Genomic DNA, 15,125 nt, shown 5'->3' with positions numbered 1-15,125 from the left:
CTTTACCGTAGTCGAATTGTACTGCTGATCAGAAGATAAACACACAAAATAACCACGAAGGGATTAGTTTATACTTACGTGGTCAAATTTTATCGAATTTTCCAATAAGCCCTTTTTATTGCGGGCGGAAATCGAAGTCATACAGTTGATTTCAAAAGCCAAAATCGTGAACATAAGCGATCTGCCTACTGATTACTCCTTCACCCTTAACCTTTTATTATAAACTACCTTATCATTAACAAAAACCCGGAAAAAATACCTGCTTTTTGGGTACCTGCTTAAGTCAAAGGTGAGCCTACCTTCTTTAAAATCTCGGTAAAGATGCTCTTCCACTACCTCTCCTCCGGGGTCTTTAATTAACTTGATAAGTACCTCTTCCGGATTGTTTGATAAGAAATCGAAGTAAGTAAAATCTTTTGTTCGGGTAGGGAATACACCCAGAGAAATTTCATTTTCCAAAATTGGGTCAGGTGTATCGCCCACTGTAAAGTTATAAGTGATGCTACTTCCGAAATCTGAATTAAAGCTTTTGACAATTTTTCCTTGTGAATTGAGTAAGATGGCCTTTCCTCTTCCGGCCCTCGTTTTATACCAAAACTCTAAGCCGTCTCCTCCTTTATCTTTGAACATTAATTGATAAGCACCTTTGTTTAATTGGAGGCTGTCTTTATATAAGGTGTCAGCAACCAAAGTGCCCACCTCTCTTTGGTAAAGTATATTTCCTTCGGCATCCACGATTTGGTAGCCATTGTCTTCGGGCTTCTTGTTGGTCTCCAAGTGAAAAATCAAAGTAGGCTCATGGACAGGTGTTGGGCTATAGTTGGCCAACATAAAATTATCCTGTTTTGAAGCATCTTTTCTCCCATTAGGTTTTCTCAGTTCAAATTGATAGGTGAGTGGGCCTTTTTGAGGGATAAGTCCGGGCATTTTGATTGTGTCTATTTCGCCGGGCTGGAGTATGCCTTTCCAGTTATAGATATTGGATTCTTGTCCTTTTGACCCATGGTTGATGCTTAGCTTGGTTAAAGGTTCGGCTCCGTTATTTTTAATCACTATAGTAGGGCCAAAAGCAGTAGGGTTTATTCTACTATGGATGGCTTTGTTTGAAGGGATAATAACATCCTCAATGGCAACATCATTTTTTTTCTTATAAGCCTTGTATTGGATCAGGTAGGCTGCAATTAGTTCATTGGCACTGGGTTTGGGAGAGTTGTAATCCTCCATTTTCAGCTGAATAGTATGTTTGGGTTTTGCAATGGCAAAATCATATAAATCTGGTTGGATCAGGTCTCCTGGGCACCAGTTGGCACGGTCAAAAATCCATGTTCCTGCTTGTGGATACAGGGGGTTTTCTCCACACTGTTTCCAAATTTGACGACTGGCAACCAATTTTTCGTCCAGAAGAAAGTCCCGGTATTTATTGCAAAATTCTCCGCATCCATCAGGTCGATCCATGCCATGTCCGGTTTGGAGGATGCGTAACCTTCCCATAGCGGCATCTTTTTCTGAGGTAAACTGTACCGGTTTCAAAGCTTTTTCAATGGGCTTTTCCTTGTCTCCGTAAGCAAAGGAGCCATCGTATATTTTGGTTATGGAAATAGGCTCCATGGCTGGTTGACCTTTGATAAGGTCAAAGGCTACTGTGACTTTCCAACCACGGTCATTATTGGGCTCGTAGCCGGTATGCTTGTATTCCAACTCTACGCTGTCTCTTAACAATAGGGAAAAGTCTGTAACATCCACCTGCCAGTCAAATTCCCATTTTTCCCCAAATGCACCTCCATAAGGAGTAAGCATTCTTCCTATTTCAAAATCCTGTAATTCACCCTCCTTACCCCCGGTTCTCTTAATGGTTATATGATCCAAATAATCCCAGTCTGCACAGCGCATATTATCGGGGCAGGCAAACTTGATTTTCATAACAATCTTTCGAATGGGAACCTCTATTTCGGGGAATACGGCCCACTCTGTATAAGTGTTGGCTCCTTTGGAGGGGTTGGTTACTACGGTAATGGCATCATGGCTAATGATTTGTAGGGTATCTCCTTGACCGGCCCAAAGGAATGAATTGACCAAGAAGGATAAAGTGCCTATCAGTAAGAATTGCTTCATGGGGTTAAATAAGGTAGGTTTATAATTTTAGATAAAAATAGCTGAAAGGCTCAAAGTTACCATCAAAATTAGATTAGCTAAAAACTCCAATAAGTTTTTCTTATCAATTTTAAGAAATGTTTTTCAATACCTGATGCTGTATTAGCTTGAATTAAGTTGTAGATAGACAAATTACTGGTTATTAGATAAACCCAATCAAAGCAAATTTCGGCGGTCGAGCCGAGCCGAAGCCAGAGAATGCCGAGCGAGCACTGCCTAGATTATGTAAATCTTGGAAGAACCGTTTAGCGTTTTATCAACTATTATTTGCGATCTTTATTCCAGCCCTCCCCGCGGGCTGGCTCCTCGCTAAAAAGTGCCTTAGCGGCACTTTTCTTCACACTCGGTCCTCTTTTGATACCCGGCGGCTGAGCGGAGTCGAAGTCATAGGGTAAATCGCACTAAAACTTAAGGAAAAGAAAGCACGCGGACACCATCCCCTGTTCCCAGCCATATGTCACCATTAGGGGCTTCAGCGATGGTAAAAATACCTATTTCTTGAAAAGAATCCTCATCCCAGGACCATTGCCCATTTTCATAAACGCCATAACCACCCATTCCGGCACACCAAATGCGGTCTGAGCCATCTGCCAGAATAAAATTGGTGTTAAAAGGTTTGTTCGCTGTAATTTCTTTACCCTTGATTTCATTATAGGTAAATAATTGGGGTCTGGAAGTGCCGGAACTACTAGACAAGGAATAATCTATACCACCAAATAGTTCTCCATTGCTGATTACCTGAAGATTAGTGATAGAATAGGGTCTAAAACCTATTTGCTCTGGAGAGTAAACTTTCCACTGGCCCTGTGAATTTAATTTGGTTAAATAGGTGTCGTCTACACTGGTTTGGGAAGCCATCCAGACCTCATCCTGCTGATTGACGGCCACTCCACTCACCCAGTGTGCAGGTAAAGGTGAGTTGTCCGGATCATAAAAAGTCAGGATATCCTTGTTTAGTTTTCCCAGACCACCATCGTTAAAGCTACCAACGGAAAAATATACCATGTCCTGAGAGTCAATAGCGATTGCGTTTACATGGCCTTCGATTGGCCCATTGTTCGAATTAAAGTGGCTGAATTTTTCCCCATCATACCTGACCAAACCATTGGTACCTATGTAAACCTGATTTTTGCTGTCTACTTTAATTGACCGAATCATGTCCTTTATTTCAGAGAAAACAATTTTATTTTTCCCATCATATTTTATCAATCCTTGACCAAGCGTTCCCAGCCATGCATTGCCAGCGTTGTCAAAATCAATAGCGGTTATATGATATCCCTCTAGGATTTGCTTACCATAGAGGGGATCCTCTGAAGACCAATTGCAAGCAGAAGCAAGAAATAAGATAGAGAATAGTAAGAAAAGGGCCTTCATCATCTTTTTGTTTAGAACAATTCCATGTGGAATTATTTATCAAATTAGTTATTTATGATTTTATTTACAAAATATTCTTGTAAATCGCATCAAAATTGAGATTAATGAATAAAAGGAAAATTGCTTTGGTCATGGGCGGCTATACCGGGGAGTCTGTGGTTTCTGAAAAAAGCGCTACTGTCGTTGCCCAAAATCTGGATAGAGATCGTTATGAAGTGCATAAAGTTCATATTTATCCTAACAATTGGTATTTGGAAGAAGAGGATGGGACAAGATTACCTATGGACCTAAACGGTTTTTTTGCCTTGAAAAATGGAAAAAAACTTACTTTCGACGGAGTGTTTAATATCATACATGGGTCTCCCGGAGAGGACGGTAAGCTGGTGGGGTATTTTGATATGTTAGGCATTCCTTATACAACTTGCGATGCGCTGACATCTTCCATTACCATGAACAAGGCCTATACAAAAAAGATTGTTGCGGAAATCCCCGATTTACATGTGGCAAGGTCTGTACAGTTGTTTGCCAATAAGCCCGGACTAGCTGAGCAGCTCCTTGAAGAGTTGCGGTTGCCAATATTTGTAAAACCCAACAATGGGGGCAGTAGTATTGGTATGAGTAAAGTGAAAAGTGCTGAGGAGTTATCATTAGCTTTGGACCTGGCTTTTAAGGAAGATGGGCAGGTGATAGTGGAGGAGTTTGTAAGTGGAAGGGAATTCTCTATTGGGATATATAAAACGAATGGCAAGATCGTAGTGCTTCCTTCTACTGAAATTATCAGTTCTAAAGAGTTTTTTGACTTTGAGGCCAAATACCAACCCGGAGTTTCAGAAGAAATTACTCCCGGTAGGATGGATGAAAGAGATGTAGCTCGGGTGAAGCAAATTGCCGAAAAGGTTTACCAAACATTGAATTGTAAAGGTGCAGTTCGAATGGATTATTTCTTGGAAACCAAGACGGATAAATTCTATTTTATTGAAATCAACACCGTACCGGGTCAAACGGAAACAAGTTTGATTTCTCAGCAAGTGAAAGCAGTAGGAATGAGTCTTAAAACATTCTATACAGAAGTGATAGAAGAAATGTGGCCTTAATAAAAAACGAAGGATGGTGAAAAATGAAGTCAGGATTAACAAGTACCTAAGTGAAATTGGTTTTTGCTCCAGAAGAGAGGCGGATCGGATGATTGCCGCAGATAGGGTAACAATCAATGGCAAAGTTCCGGAAATGGGCACCAAGATACTTCCCGGGGATGAGGTGCGTGTGGATGGTGAATTGGTAAGTGCTCCCAAGGAACAACCTGTTTATATTGCTTTCAATAAGCCGGTAGGGATTGTTTGTACGACTGACACCAGCCAAAAAGACAATATTGTGGATTATATAAACCATCCGCAAAGGATTTTTCATATAGGTAGATTAGATAAACCTAGCGAAGGACTTATTTTATTAACGAGTGATGGAGATATCGTCAATAAAATTCTAAGGGCAGGAAATGCTCATGAGAAAGAATACATAGTAAAGGTTAACAAGCCCATTGTAGGAGATTTTTTAGAAAAAATGAGCAATGGCGTTCCTATTTTAGGGGTAGTAACGCAAAAGTGTCAAGTGCGGCAAATGAAGAAAGATACATTTAGGATTATTCTTACGCAGGGTTTAAATCGACAGATTAGAAGGATGTGTGATTATTTGGGGTATAAAGTTGTGGCGTTGAAGCGGGTCCGGATCATGAATATAAAGCTAGACCTGCCAAGAGGGAAATGGCGAGATTTAACTCCTAATGAGCTTGAGGAATTAAAATACTTGGTCAAAGATTCATCAAAGACTCATCTGAGGGATTAGTTCCTGAAAAATGCATAAGCACAATATATAGGGTTATATTTAAACCTATTTTACTGTAATTTACGTTAAAAGATAATTATTAGGGTTAAATTACAACTTGTAAATGCGTATTTCGTATTTATTATTGTCATTTTTCTAAAAATATGCGACTTAGCCAGAGTTGGTTTGAGTATTATCTATAAAAAACAGTGTGAAAATAAAAATAATGTAATAATCATCCGTTTTATTGATGAAATTTTAATTTTATAATCTTTTTATTACCTTTGAAATATCAAATAAAGACAAAAGGTCTTTGGGTGGTAGTCAGAAGGTCTGCTGCTAATGTATACTGTAGGATGATGAAACTGGTAGACATGCCCTCTTCTTTTGGGGGTGGGGATCACAAGATAAAGAAAATATAGAGCTCGTATTTTTCCTAACTGCTCCGTGGAGGTTCGACTCCTTTTCCTACAGCAGGTTATTTTGGGTTTATTGTTAATTGACTAAAGCTATGAAATTTTATTTCATAGCTTTTTTTTTTGGTCTAGGGTTAAAAAAAGGTAACGCCATCTATAGCGTTACCTTTGTGCTGCGTTTTGGCTTAGGTTTTATATTTTTTTACCTACATAATGATTTTTTACTGAAGTACCAGTTCTCCATGGATGATTTTTTCCATGACCATCGGGTCGTTCAATTCTTGTATGCTAGAGATGATATGGTCAGGTCTATAGGCGTAAGAATCAAGGTCTTCGGTGCTAGTAGATCCGGTTAAGGTCAGCACTGTTTTAAATCCCATTTGTACGCCTCCCAGTATATCTGTTTCCATGGTATCTCCTACCATAATGGTATTGGCTGAGTGTGTGCCTAGTTCTGCCTTGGCGATTCTCATCATTACGGGGCTGGGTTTTCCTGCGCTAAATGCTTTTTTGCCTGTGGCCATTTCTATCATCGATACGAATGCGCCGCATCCGGAACGGATTGAGTTATTGGAGCTTGGACAGTAGGCGTCCAGGTTGGTGGCGATAAGTTTTGAACCATTCATTACCATGTTTATGGCCTTGTCAACCGATTCAAGCATGATTGTTCTTCCTTCTCCAATGACTACATAGTCCGGTGCATCGTCGACGATGGAGTACCCGTTGCTGTGAAGGGCGGTAAGTAAACCGCCTTCTCCAATAACATAGGCTGTTCCGTTGGGTTTTTGTGAAGCCAGGTATCTTGCTGTGGCTATTGCGCAGGTGAAAATATGCTTTTCTTGCACATTGATTCCCATACGGCTTAATTTGGCTACTACGTCTCTGCAGTTTCTTTGGCTGTTGTTGGTAAGGAACCTAAAGGGGTATTCTTCCTCAATTAGTTTCTGAATAAAATCTTTTGCACCGGGTATTAGTTCTCCTCCTCGGTAGATGACCCCGTCCATGTCAATTAAAAATCCTGTCTCTCTCATTTTAGTAGTTGTTGTGGTTTAATTTCAATATGTAATCAATAACAAAGGTTTAATAAAAATATTATATATTCAAATGTATAGCTGTATAAATATTAAAATGATAAAAAATAATTTATTTGGTTGCTGATATTTGAAAGTGGTAAATGATGGTGTTGGGTTGATTTTGAAGTTTTTTTGGTAATGGGAATTAAGTTCTTTGGCGATCTTTCAATAGGAGTCTCTCTGAGAGTTTGTTAAATGTTTAAAATGTAATAAAAATCGAATAAAATATAAATAGTGAAAATAAATCTAATTTATGTTGTGGTAATTTTAATTTAATGGTATTTTTATTACCTTTGACATATCAAACAAAGACAAAAGGTCTTTGGGTAGTAAAGGGAAGCTTTATTGCTGATATATACTGTAGGATGATGAAACTGGCAGACATGCCCTCCTGTCTCGGGGGTGGAGATCACAGGATAAAGAAGATATCGAGCTCGTATTTTTCCTAACTGCTCCGTGGAGGTTCGACTCCTTCTCCTACAGCAGGTTATTTTGGGTTTATTGTTAATTGACTAAAGCTATGAGATTTTATTTCATGGCTTTTTTTTGTTTGTCGGTTCTCAAGGTGATTTTGTCAGCATTGTTTCAAAAAAAAGCAACAATACCGCCAAAATCAAGGTATGCTTTTTAATTATATCCGGAGGGCTGACACCCTCGGCTATAATATTTTCACCCTTTCAGGGTTTGGGGTTTTGCGTGAATAATATGAACTGAGTTCGCCTAAAAATTTTGAAAAAATCGTCCTTCCAAGAATTAACATTTATAAATGCAGCAATCAAGTTGACAGCATTCAATTAAAAAGAGCATTTTTACTTTTTTGCTATAGGCCTGCCCTGATGCGAAGCGGTCAGGGCCTGCCCTGATGCGTAGCAACTCAGTGGCCCAAAAAGTAAACAACCTGTCCTGAAGCGGAGCTAGTCAGTGACCTGTCCTGAAGCGGAGCAATTCAGTGGTCAAAAAAGTAAGCAAAAAACCCCACCGCTGAGTATCTTTTCGGCTAAAATTTAAGTCCTCCCGCACACAGGCAAACTCCTTAGTTTTTGGTTTTAACATTGGCGTTACTTTTTAATAATTACTAAACCAAAAACTTCGTCAAACAGTGCCTGTGCCCTTGCCATCCCTGCTTAAATTTCTTAACGCCGAAAATCTACAAGGCGGAAGTTAATATATTCGTCATTCCGAGACTTTGCAGGGGCTTTGCGCGTAGAATGTCGAAGGAATCTCCAAGGTAATGAGATTGCCACACCCTTTCCCTACGCTACACCTCTCCAGAAAAGGGTTCGCAATGACGTTCTGCTAGTTCTTTACCAGCCAATCCGTCATTCCAAGACTTTGCGGGGGCTTGCGTAGAGAAAGTCGAAGGAATCTCCAACGGAATGAGGTTTGACTCCTTTCCATACACAACAACTCTCCAAAAAGGGTTCGCAATGAAACGTAACAAGAACATCCCGGCTCACTTCGACAGGCTCAGTGGCCGAAAGATAGGGACGGATGACGATTATTTTACGTCATTCCGAGTCTTTGCGAGGGCATTCCGCGTTGGAAGGCGAAGGAATCTCAACATTGGGGAGACTGGCGCACCCTTTTCCACTTCAAAAACCCGCAAAAGAGTTCGAAGCGTTTGTTTTCGATAAGATTTTGTCAGCATTGTTGCAGAAAAAAAAGCAACAATATCGCCAAAATCAAGACGTACATATAACTCATTTCCCGAGGGTTGATACCCTCGGCTACAAAAATGACACTCCTCCGGAGTTTGTGAGGTTGAAGTCGGTGTTTTTTATATTGATTTCGGATGGTTTTTATCTCTCTTTCTCCTAAAAATAGGCTGGAATACGAGCGAAAATGCTTGTTTTCATTCCCAAGGTAGATGTGTTTTGTAGGCAAGTAATGTCGCTTCATTTGTCAAATCGAGGTTGTGTGTTTTATTTATTGCAAATCTTTTAATTTAGGTTGATTTTAGAAGTGTTGAATTAATGAAAATAAAACAAAATAGCATCTATAATAATTATAGTGTAAAAATATACATTATTTGTTGCCATAATTTCAATCTATTAATCTTTTTATTACCTTTGACATATCAAACAAAGACAAGGTCTTTGGGTAGTGAAGGGAATCTTTATTACTGATATATACTGTAGGATGATGAAACTGGCAGACATGCCCTCCTGTCTCGGGGGTGGAGATCACAGGATAAAGAAGATATCGAGCTCGTATTTTTCCTAACTGCTCCGTGGAGGTTCGACTCCTTCTCCTACAGCAGGTTATTTTGGGTTTATTGTTAATTGACTAAAGCTATGAGATTTTATTTCATGGCTTTTTTTGTTTGTCGGTTCTCAAGGTGATTTTGTCAGCATTGTTGCAAAAAAAAAGCAACAATACCGCCAAAATCAAGGTATGCTTTTTCATTGTATCCCGAGGGCTGACACCCTCGGCTATTATATTGTCACCCTTTCAGGGTTTAGGATTTATTTGTGAATAATAGTATTGTTTTCGGTTGGGCTTGACAGGATTGTTGTAAAAGGAACAATAATACCGCCAAAATCAAGATGTGTATATTCCTATTTTCCTAGGTTTGGCACCCTCGGTTACAAAAACGACACTCCTACGGAGTTTGGGAGGCTTGAAATTCGGTGTTTTTTTTGTATTGGTTTTTTGATGTCTTAATTTAAAAATGTTTCCGGAATTAACGCTTTGCTTCCGGTAAGGGTTTGTTGGTTATGGTAAGGATTCCTGCTTTGCTTATAGTCCTTTGCAAATATTTCAATCCAAGGGATTGTAGAAGTGGCTGGAAAATGAAATAGTTAATTATAATACTTATTTATTAAAAATAATGTAAATAAATCTAATTTATGTTGCCGTAATTTTAATTTATTAATCTTTTTCTTACCTTTGACATATCAAACAAAGACAAAAGGTCTTTGGGTAGTGAAGGGAATCTTTATTACTGATATATACTGTAGGATGATGAAACTGGCAGACATGCCCTCCTGTCTCGGGGGTGGAGATCACAGGATAAAGAAGATATCGAGCTCGTATTTTTCCTAACTACTCCGTGGAGGTTCGACTCCTTCTCCTACAGCAGGTTATTTTGGGTTTATTGTTAATTGACTAAAGCTATGAGATTTTATTTCATGGCTTTTTTTTGTTGCTATTTTTTTATGTGTCAAACGTTCAGGCTTGCTGCGTGGATATTGTTTTTTCCAACTCTGATTATTCGATAAAAGATGGAATTCTTCGAATATAATTGCCGATTGGAAGTTAGGGTGTGGGAAAAATGGACTCATGAATTTTTTTGTTATTGAAAATGTAAGTATTTTTAGATAAAGCTTATGGTGCCATTTAATCTTGAAATGAAATGAGCTATTTTCGAAACGACTCTTTGAAAAAGTGTTTTTTTAGCTTTTCTCCTTTATTTTCTATACTACTATATAGTTTGTTATTCCAATTTGAAGTAGGAAGCCAAAACGTGAATAGGCTGCTCTTTAAAAATCCCTCCGGAAGTTTTAAATTGGTAAAAGAAGCAGATGATACTAAATTTAAAGTAGATTCTTTGCCTTTTAATGTTAATGGGCTAGCCAATGAAGACCTACTGATAAAATTTTTTGAAGGGGATTTTATTAATATCCCTTTTGATAGAGACTCACGGTTTTTTTCTTCTTTGTATAGTGCATACCTCAATAGCTATGCTAGAAAATGTAGGGATGTTTTACCCGCAAATAAAGTTGAAATGACCCGTGAGGAATGTGTTACAGAACAAGTAACTCGAGATAGGTATGGCGTTGAGCTTAGCAGATATTGTGTGGAATGGGTGACAGTAGGTACAGGCTTATATGCCAAGCCGGACATGTATGATGGGAAATTGGCTTTGGAAAAAATTCAGTCTGCAGATGTTTTCAGGAATGTTTTTGCTGTAATCAGCCAGAATAATGGGATAGAAGGAATGATGGACATGGTGGTAGACGTGCAGAAGGTTATAAGTGACATGAATGAGCTTATGGTATTGAATGAATGCAATAGTCCCGGATTGATTCGCTTTGAGGAGAACTTGAAATTTTTTGCCCTGAACAAACAACCTGTAAAACTAGGGGCGGCAAATGAGGTACAACCTGCAACTATTTCCACAGGTGGCTCTGGGACATTTAAGGATCAAAATTACCTTCAATTAATAGATGATTTAATCAGTGATCATTCCAAAGGTTGGGTAATGAATAGGTATCAAAAAGGGAGTGTGAGCAATGTTTCAGTAGTGTCCAGAGATGAAAGTGGTAGGCCAGCAAAGATTAAAGCCAACTATATTTTTGCCGGTTTTTCAGGAAAAAGAAATGGTGCTGTTACGCTTACTTTTACCAATGGTTTACCGGAATGTATGTTTTTCTTCGACTTTCCCAATACTTGTAGAACGCCTAACAGGAGAATAGTAGCTGCTTATGACAACTATGGTTATGATCAATAAATGGCTTTTTAAAAATATTAACTCCCATTTATTAATAGTATCCAGCTTAAAATTTATCTCCCGATTTTTTGAGGAAGCATGGTCATAAAATTGATTACTTGGTTTTAGGTGATAGACGGGTGCCACATCGCCTGCAAAAGATTGCATCCAAACTATGATTGTTTAGTTGACAGGCATTGCAGGTTTTTAAATCCGGGAAATTTTTTATCTCATCAGCATTTCTTGCGGAAACCAGTTCAGAGGTGACAATACCTGTGGGTACTGCAATGATGGCATAACCGATTAGCATAATCAATGAAGCCATGAATTGACCGAAATCTGTTGCCGGAGCAATGTCTCCATACCCAACTGTAGTTAAGGTGACGATTGCCCAATACATGGACCTGGGTATGGAGGTAAAGCCACTTTCAGGTCCTTCAATGATATACATGACAGAACCCATTACCAAGACGATGGTCAGAACCGATCCCACGAAAATTTGGATTTTAGCCCTGCTGTGTTTTAAGGCATCCGTTAACCGTGAAGCTTCTCTAAGGTATTCAGGAAGTTTAAGAATTCTCAATATTCTCAAAAACCTAAGGGCCCTAATAACAGTAAGGTATTGGGTTTGATATAGAAATAAGCTTAAATAAGTTGGTAAAATAGCTAGCAAATCTACTATACCATAAAAACTAAATAAATAGCCTGTCTTTTTGTTGCTTAACCAGATACGTAATAAATATTCGATGGAAAAGATGAGGGTAAAAAACCATTCCAGCCAATACAAGAGTGGACCAAAGTTGTCATGAATTTGCTGAACGGAGTCTAAAATTACAATTACCACACTTAATAGAATCATAACCAATAAAACCAGATCAAAGGCTTTAGAGGCACGGTCATCGGATTCGTATACAATATGTGCCAATCGTTGTTTTGAAGGTAAGGAAATCATATCTGGTAAATTTTTCCCGGTCCATGGACCAATACTTAAATGGGTTGTGTTAAGCACTACCCGAAACGATAAATATAAGTTTGTGCAATTCTGCCGGTTTAGGTGCCTAATTTACAAATAACCTAATTATGTAAACAAGTTAAAAATTTTACTGCTTTGGATTAGGGTGAATTGATTCAAATATTGGTTTTGGAAGTTTTTGGTATGCTGTTGGTAAAAAATTGAGGTGAAGATTTTAATTAATGCAGAAGACTGACAACTAATGAGATAACGTTCTATACTCCATAAAATTTGATAAAACCTTTGATTCAAAAACATGGTAATGGCAATGGATGAGCTGAAATGGTTAAATTATTGATCTATTAAGCTTTTTTAAAATAAGAATGGTTATTTTTGATAATGATATTTTTAATTTAAACAGATAGCAGTATGGACCTAAAATTATTTAAACAGCTTAGAGAAAATTATGAGCGGTTTATTGCGGGAGCAGAGAAAGCAATAAATGGGGACAATGCGAAGGACCAAACCAGGTCTGTCTTTTTTGACCGAAAGACGCTCGAAGAGTTATTGGCCAAAACAGATAAAAAGGAAGGTGGTATAAAAATCTACTTGGGAATGTATGACAAAGAAACGGTAAAAGTGAGAGAGGAAAAGGAAAATAGCGATGATTATATCGGTAAACTGACCCTTATTTTGGAAGCTTCTAATGATAACTCCAGTACCACGGATGAATCTTGGATTAGGAACGGTGGTAAAATTTGCCCTCCAAACTGTAATTAATAGTCACACATTAAAAACAATGATTGCTTTGCCATGACCTTTTATGCTTACCTTTCTTGTATAATCGTTGGCCTTTTGCTGTCATTGTTTTTTTTCTTTTTCAAGAGAAAATATCAATTGCATGAAAAGTCCCATGATTTCATCTTTTTTATCATCTCCTATGTGTTGAGTTTTGAGCTCTACGCATTTTTTTTAGTGGAGCATGGGGAGAAAAATGTATTGGTTTACAATATTTTCTTTGTTTTTGGCGAGACCATATTGATCTTGATTTACCTGGGTACCCTAATAGAAGCCAAAAGGATAAAAAGAAATGTCATCTATTTTGTGGTTTTTTTTGTGGTTTGGGCAATAATAAACACCCTTTTTATACAGCCTCCTACTCAAATGTTTCAGCAGTACACCCATTTGCTTGGCAGTTTGGGGGTGGTTCTTTTTAGCTGCTATTTGATGTATTCTTTATTTATGGCAGATAAGGCAGGAAATGCTTCTTTGTTAAGTGTGCCTCATTTTTGGAACATTGCGGCCATCTTATTTTTCTACTCAGGAAGTTTTATTTACTTTGGATCCTTGAATGTAACTTGGGGATTGGATAAGTATTACCTGACAATACTGGCATCTGTGAACCGGTTTTTTGCAGCCACTTTATATCTTATTTTTGGGTTTTCTTATTATTCACCATTGATTTTTTCTACGAAAAGTGATTGAAGATAGTTCTCAACAGACCTTTTTTGCCATACTCACAGGAGTGATACTTATGGTTATTATGGCGGCATTTATTATTGCCATTGTTATCCTTCATCGTCAAAGACAAATCAAAAACAGGCATAAAATTCAAATCATTAAGGCTGATTTTAAAAATACCATTTTGAATGCAGAAAAAGAGATCCGAGAAAATACTTTGCATTATGTCAGCCAGGAGTTGCACGACAATATTGGGCAGCTCTTATCATTGACAAAAATAGTATTGAATAATCCTGATCCGGCATCAGTATTTGAGGGGAAAAAACTTATCAATAAGATCATTAAGGAAGTTCGTAGTTTATCTCGTTCCATTAATAAAGATTACATCAATGATGTGAAATTTGAGGAATTTCTGGAAGAAGAGTTAGGTAAAATTCAAAAAGCGGGTTTTTGTGAGGTTCTCTTTGATAATGAAGGACCGCCCATTGATTTTATTGAAGGAGATAAAAAACTCGTGCTTATCAGATTGGTACAAGAATGTTTAAACAATGCGATCAAACATGCTTCCCCAACTTTGATCGCTATTAAGATAAAAAATCCGGGAAAAAAAATGATATTATGCATTGAAGATGACGGTGAAGGGTTTGATATGGAGCGCGTGTCGCAGGGGTTAGGCCTTAGAAATATACATTCCAGAGTACAGGCAATTAATGGTAAAGTGCAGATAGATTCAAAAATAGGGAAAGGTACCCGTATAGAGATAGAATTGGAAAATGGCAAATAATACGAGGATTTTGTTAGCAGATGACCATAAGTTATTTGCTGCAGGGATAGAAAGATTGCTCTCAAATGAACCGGACTTTGTTGTAGAGAAAGTAGTTCACAATGGCAAAGAGGCGATTGCAGCCATCGCAAAGAAAAAGGTAGATCTGATCATTACGGACATGAACATGCCTGGTGTAAATGGGTTAGATATTCTTCAATACATCAAAAAGAAAAGGTGGAAAGTGAAAACCATTGTGCTTTCTATGTATGATGACGAAGAAATTTTTAAGAAGTGCATCAAACAAGGGGTAAATGCCTATGTACTCAAAAATGCCGATCCTGAAGAGTTGGTTTATACCATCAGAGAAGTGATGGAAGACAGGTACCTTGCCAATTTTGAACATGTATTGAATCAGGCCGAAGAAGGGGATGAGTTTGAGCAGTATGACCATTTTAAAACCACCTTTAAACTTTCAAAGAGAGAGTTGGAAATTTTAAGGTGGATAGTAAAAGGGAAGACTAATAAAGAAATTGCTGAAGAATTGTACCTAAGTATTCATACCGTGGAAACCCACCGCAAGCATTTGCACCAAAAATTAAAGGTGTCTTCTGTTACTGAGCTTGTGAAAAAAGCTTTGGAAATGGGTTTGTAGAATAAAGCTTTGTTTGAAAAAACTGGTAGG

General features: G+C 38.1%; 12 protein-coding genes. 8 read left to right on the top strand and 4 right to left on the bottom strand.

Features of this window, described 5'->3' with window-relative positions; all coding sequences use genetic code 11:
- Positions 1 to 192: 192 nt before the first annotated feature.
- Positions 193 to 2,112, bottom strand: coding sequence for a peptide-N-glycosidase F-related protein (locus ACYVHJ_RS14730; RefSeq protein ID WP_460515985.1), 1,920 nt, complete (start codon positions 2,110 to 2,112; stop codon positions 193 to 195).
- Positions 2,113 to 2,559: 447 nt separating this feature from the next.
- The gene (locus ACYVHJ_RS14725) at positions 2,560 to 3,528 is read right to left on the bottom strand and encodes a ligand-binding sensor domain-containing protein (RefSeq protein ID WP_460515983.1); all 969 of its coding nucleotides are present in this window, start codon (positions 3,526 to 3,528) and stop codon (positions 2,560 to 2,562) included.
- A 101-nt stretch (positions 3,529 to 3,629) separates the two neighbouring features.
- Here ACYVHJ_RS14725 and ACYVHJ_RS14720 point away from each other — a divergent pair, with 101 nt between their 5' ends.
- Both ACYVHJ_RS14720 and rluF read left to right on the top strand, forming a co-directional pair.
- Positions 3,630 to 4,619 (top strand): D-alanine--D-alanine ligase family protein, encoded by a 990-nt coding sequence (locus tag ACYVHJ_RS14720; protein WP_460515981.1) that lies wholly within the window; start codon positions 3,630 to 3,632, stop codon positions 4,617 to 4,619.
- A 13-nt stretch (positions 4,620 to 4,632) separates the two neighbouring features.
- Positions 4,633 to 5,364: a pseudouridine synthase gene (gene rluF / locus ACYVHJ_RS14715; protein WP_460515980.1), complete on the top strand. Its 732-nt coding sequence runs from the start codon at positions 4,633 to 4,635 to the stop codon at positions 5,362 to 5,364.
- Between the two features lie 616 nt (positions 5,365 to 5,980).
- Here the strand turns inward: rluF and ACYVHJ_RS14710 are convergent.
- The gene (locus ACYVHJ_RS14710; protein WP_460515978.1) at positions 5,981 to 6,790 is read right to left on the bottom strand and encodes an HAD-IIA family hydrolase; all 810 of its coding nucleotides are present in this window, start codon (positions 6,788 to 6,790) and stop codon (positions 5,981 to 5,983) included.
- Between the two features lie 1,533 nt (positions 6,791 to 8,323).
- Here ACYVHJ_RS14710 and ACYVHJ_RS14705 point away from each other — a divergent pair.
- Together ACYVHJ_RS14705 and ACYVHJ_RS14700 are read left to right on the top strand one after the other, a co-directional pair.
- The gene (locus ACYVHJ_RS14705) at positions 8,324 to 8,650 is read left to right on the top strand and encodes a hypothetical protein (protein WP_460515976.1); all 327 of its coding nucleotides are present in this window, start codon (positions 8,324 to 8,326) and stop codon (positions 8,648 to 8,650) included.
- Positions 8,651 to 10,187: 1,537 nt separating this feature from the next.
- Positions 10,188 to 11,285, top strand: coding sequence for a hypothetical protein (locus ACYVHJ_RS14700; protein WP_460515974.1), 1,098 nt, complete (start codon positions 10,188 to 10,190; stop codon positions 11,283 to 11,285).
- A 94-nt stretch (positions 11,286 to 11,379) separates the two neighbouring features.
- Here the strand turns inward: ACYVHJ_RS14700 and ACYVHJ_RS14695 are convergent, their stop codons facing one another.
- Complete coding sequence (locus ACYVHJ_RS14695; protein ID WP_339901486.1) at positions 11,380 to 12,216, bottom strand: ion transporter; 837 nt, start codon at positions 12,214 to 12,216, stop codon at positions 11,380 to 11,382.
- Between the two features lie 429 nt (positions 12,217 to 12,645).
- Between ACYVHJ_RS14695 and ACYVHJ_RS14690 the strand changes: the two genes are divergently transcribed.
- The 4 genes from ACYVHJ_RS14690 to ACYVHJ_RS14675 are packed head-to-tail and all read left to right on the top strand — an operon-like array spanning position 12,646 to position 15,095.
- Positions 12,646 to 12,996, top strand: coding sequence for a hypothetical protein (locus tag ACYVHJ_RS14690; RefSeq protein WP_460515971.1), 351 nt, complete (start codon positions 12,646 to 12,648; stop codon positions 12,994 to 12,996).
- Positions 12,997 to 13,029: 33 nt separating this feature from the next.
- A complete protein-coding gene (locus ACYVHJ_RS14685) occupies positions 13,030 to 13,701 on the top strand; it encodes a hypothetical protein (RefSeq protein ID WP_460515969.1) in 672 nt (223 codons plus the stop codon).
- Positions 13,694 to 14,461, top strand: coding sequence for a sensor histidine kinase (locus ACYVHJ_RS14680; protein WP_460515967.1), 768 nt, complete (start codon positions 13,694 to 13,696; stop codon positions 14,459 to 14,461). Before ACYVHJ_RS14685 ends, ACYVHJ_RS14680 begins: the two co-directional genes overlap by 8 nt.
- Positions 14,451 to 15,095 (top strand): response regulator, encoded by a 645-nt coding sequence (locus ACYVHJ_RS14675; RefSeq protein WP_460515965.1) that lies wholly within the window; start codon positions 14,451 to 14,453, stop codon positions 15,093 to 15,095. The genes ACYVHJ_RS14680 and ACYVHJ_RS14675 overlap by 11 nt, the downstream gene beginning before the upstream one ends.
- The last annotated feature ends 30 nt before the right edge of the window (positions 15,096 to 15,125 follow it).

It is taken from the genome of Cyclobacterium sediminis, from assembly GCF_054781075.1.
This window is presented reverse-complemented; position numbering and strand designations above follow the sequence as displayed.

Coding starts and splice junctions, on each gene's coding strand:
- ACYVHJ_RS14725 (WP_460515983.1), bottom strand. CDS start 3,528: ATGATGAAGGCCCTTTTCTTACTATTCTCTATCTTATTTCTTGCTTCT.
- rluF (WP_460515980.1), top strand. CDS start 4,633: ATGGTGAAAAATGAAGTCAGGATTAACAAGTACCTAAGTGAAATTGGT.
- ACYVHJ_RS14700 (WP_460515974.1), top strand. CDS start 10,188: ATGAGCTATTTTCGAAACGACTCTTTGAAAAAGTGTTTTTTTAGCTTT.
- ACYVHJ_RS14690 (WP_460515971.1), top strand. CDS start 12,646: ATGGACCTAAAATTATTTAAACAGCTTAGAGAAAATTATGAGCGGTTT.
- ACYVHJ_RS14685 (WP_460515969.1), top strand. CDS start 13,030: ATGACCTTTTATGCTTACCTTTCTTGTATAATCGTTGGCCTTTTGCTG.
- ACYVHJ_RS14695 (WP_339901486.1), bottom strand. CDS start 12,216: ATGATTTCCTTACCTTCAAAACAACGATTGGCACATATTGTATACGAA.
- ACYVHJ_RS14675 (WP_460515965.1), top strand. CDS start 14,451: ATGGCAAATAATACGAGGATTTTGTTAGCAGATGACCATAAGTTATTT.
- ACYVHJ_RS14720 (WP_460515981.1), top strand. CDS start 3,630: ATGAATAAAAGGAAAATTGCTTTGGTCATGGGCGGCTATACCGGGGAG.
- ACYVHJ_RS14710 (WP_460515978.1), bottom strand. CDS start 6,790: ATGAGAGAGACAGGATTTTTAATTGACATGGACGGGGTCATCTACCGA.
- ACYVHJ_RS14730 (WP_460515985.1), bottom strand. CDS start 2,112: ATGAAGCAATTCTTACTGATAGGCACTTTATCCTTCTTGGTCAATTCA.
- ACYVHJ_RS14705 (WP_460515976.1), top strand. CDS start 8,324: ATGACGATTATTTTACGTCATTCCGAGTCTTTGCGAGGGCATTCCGCG.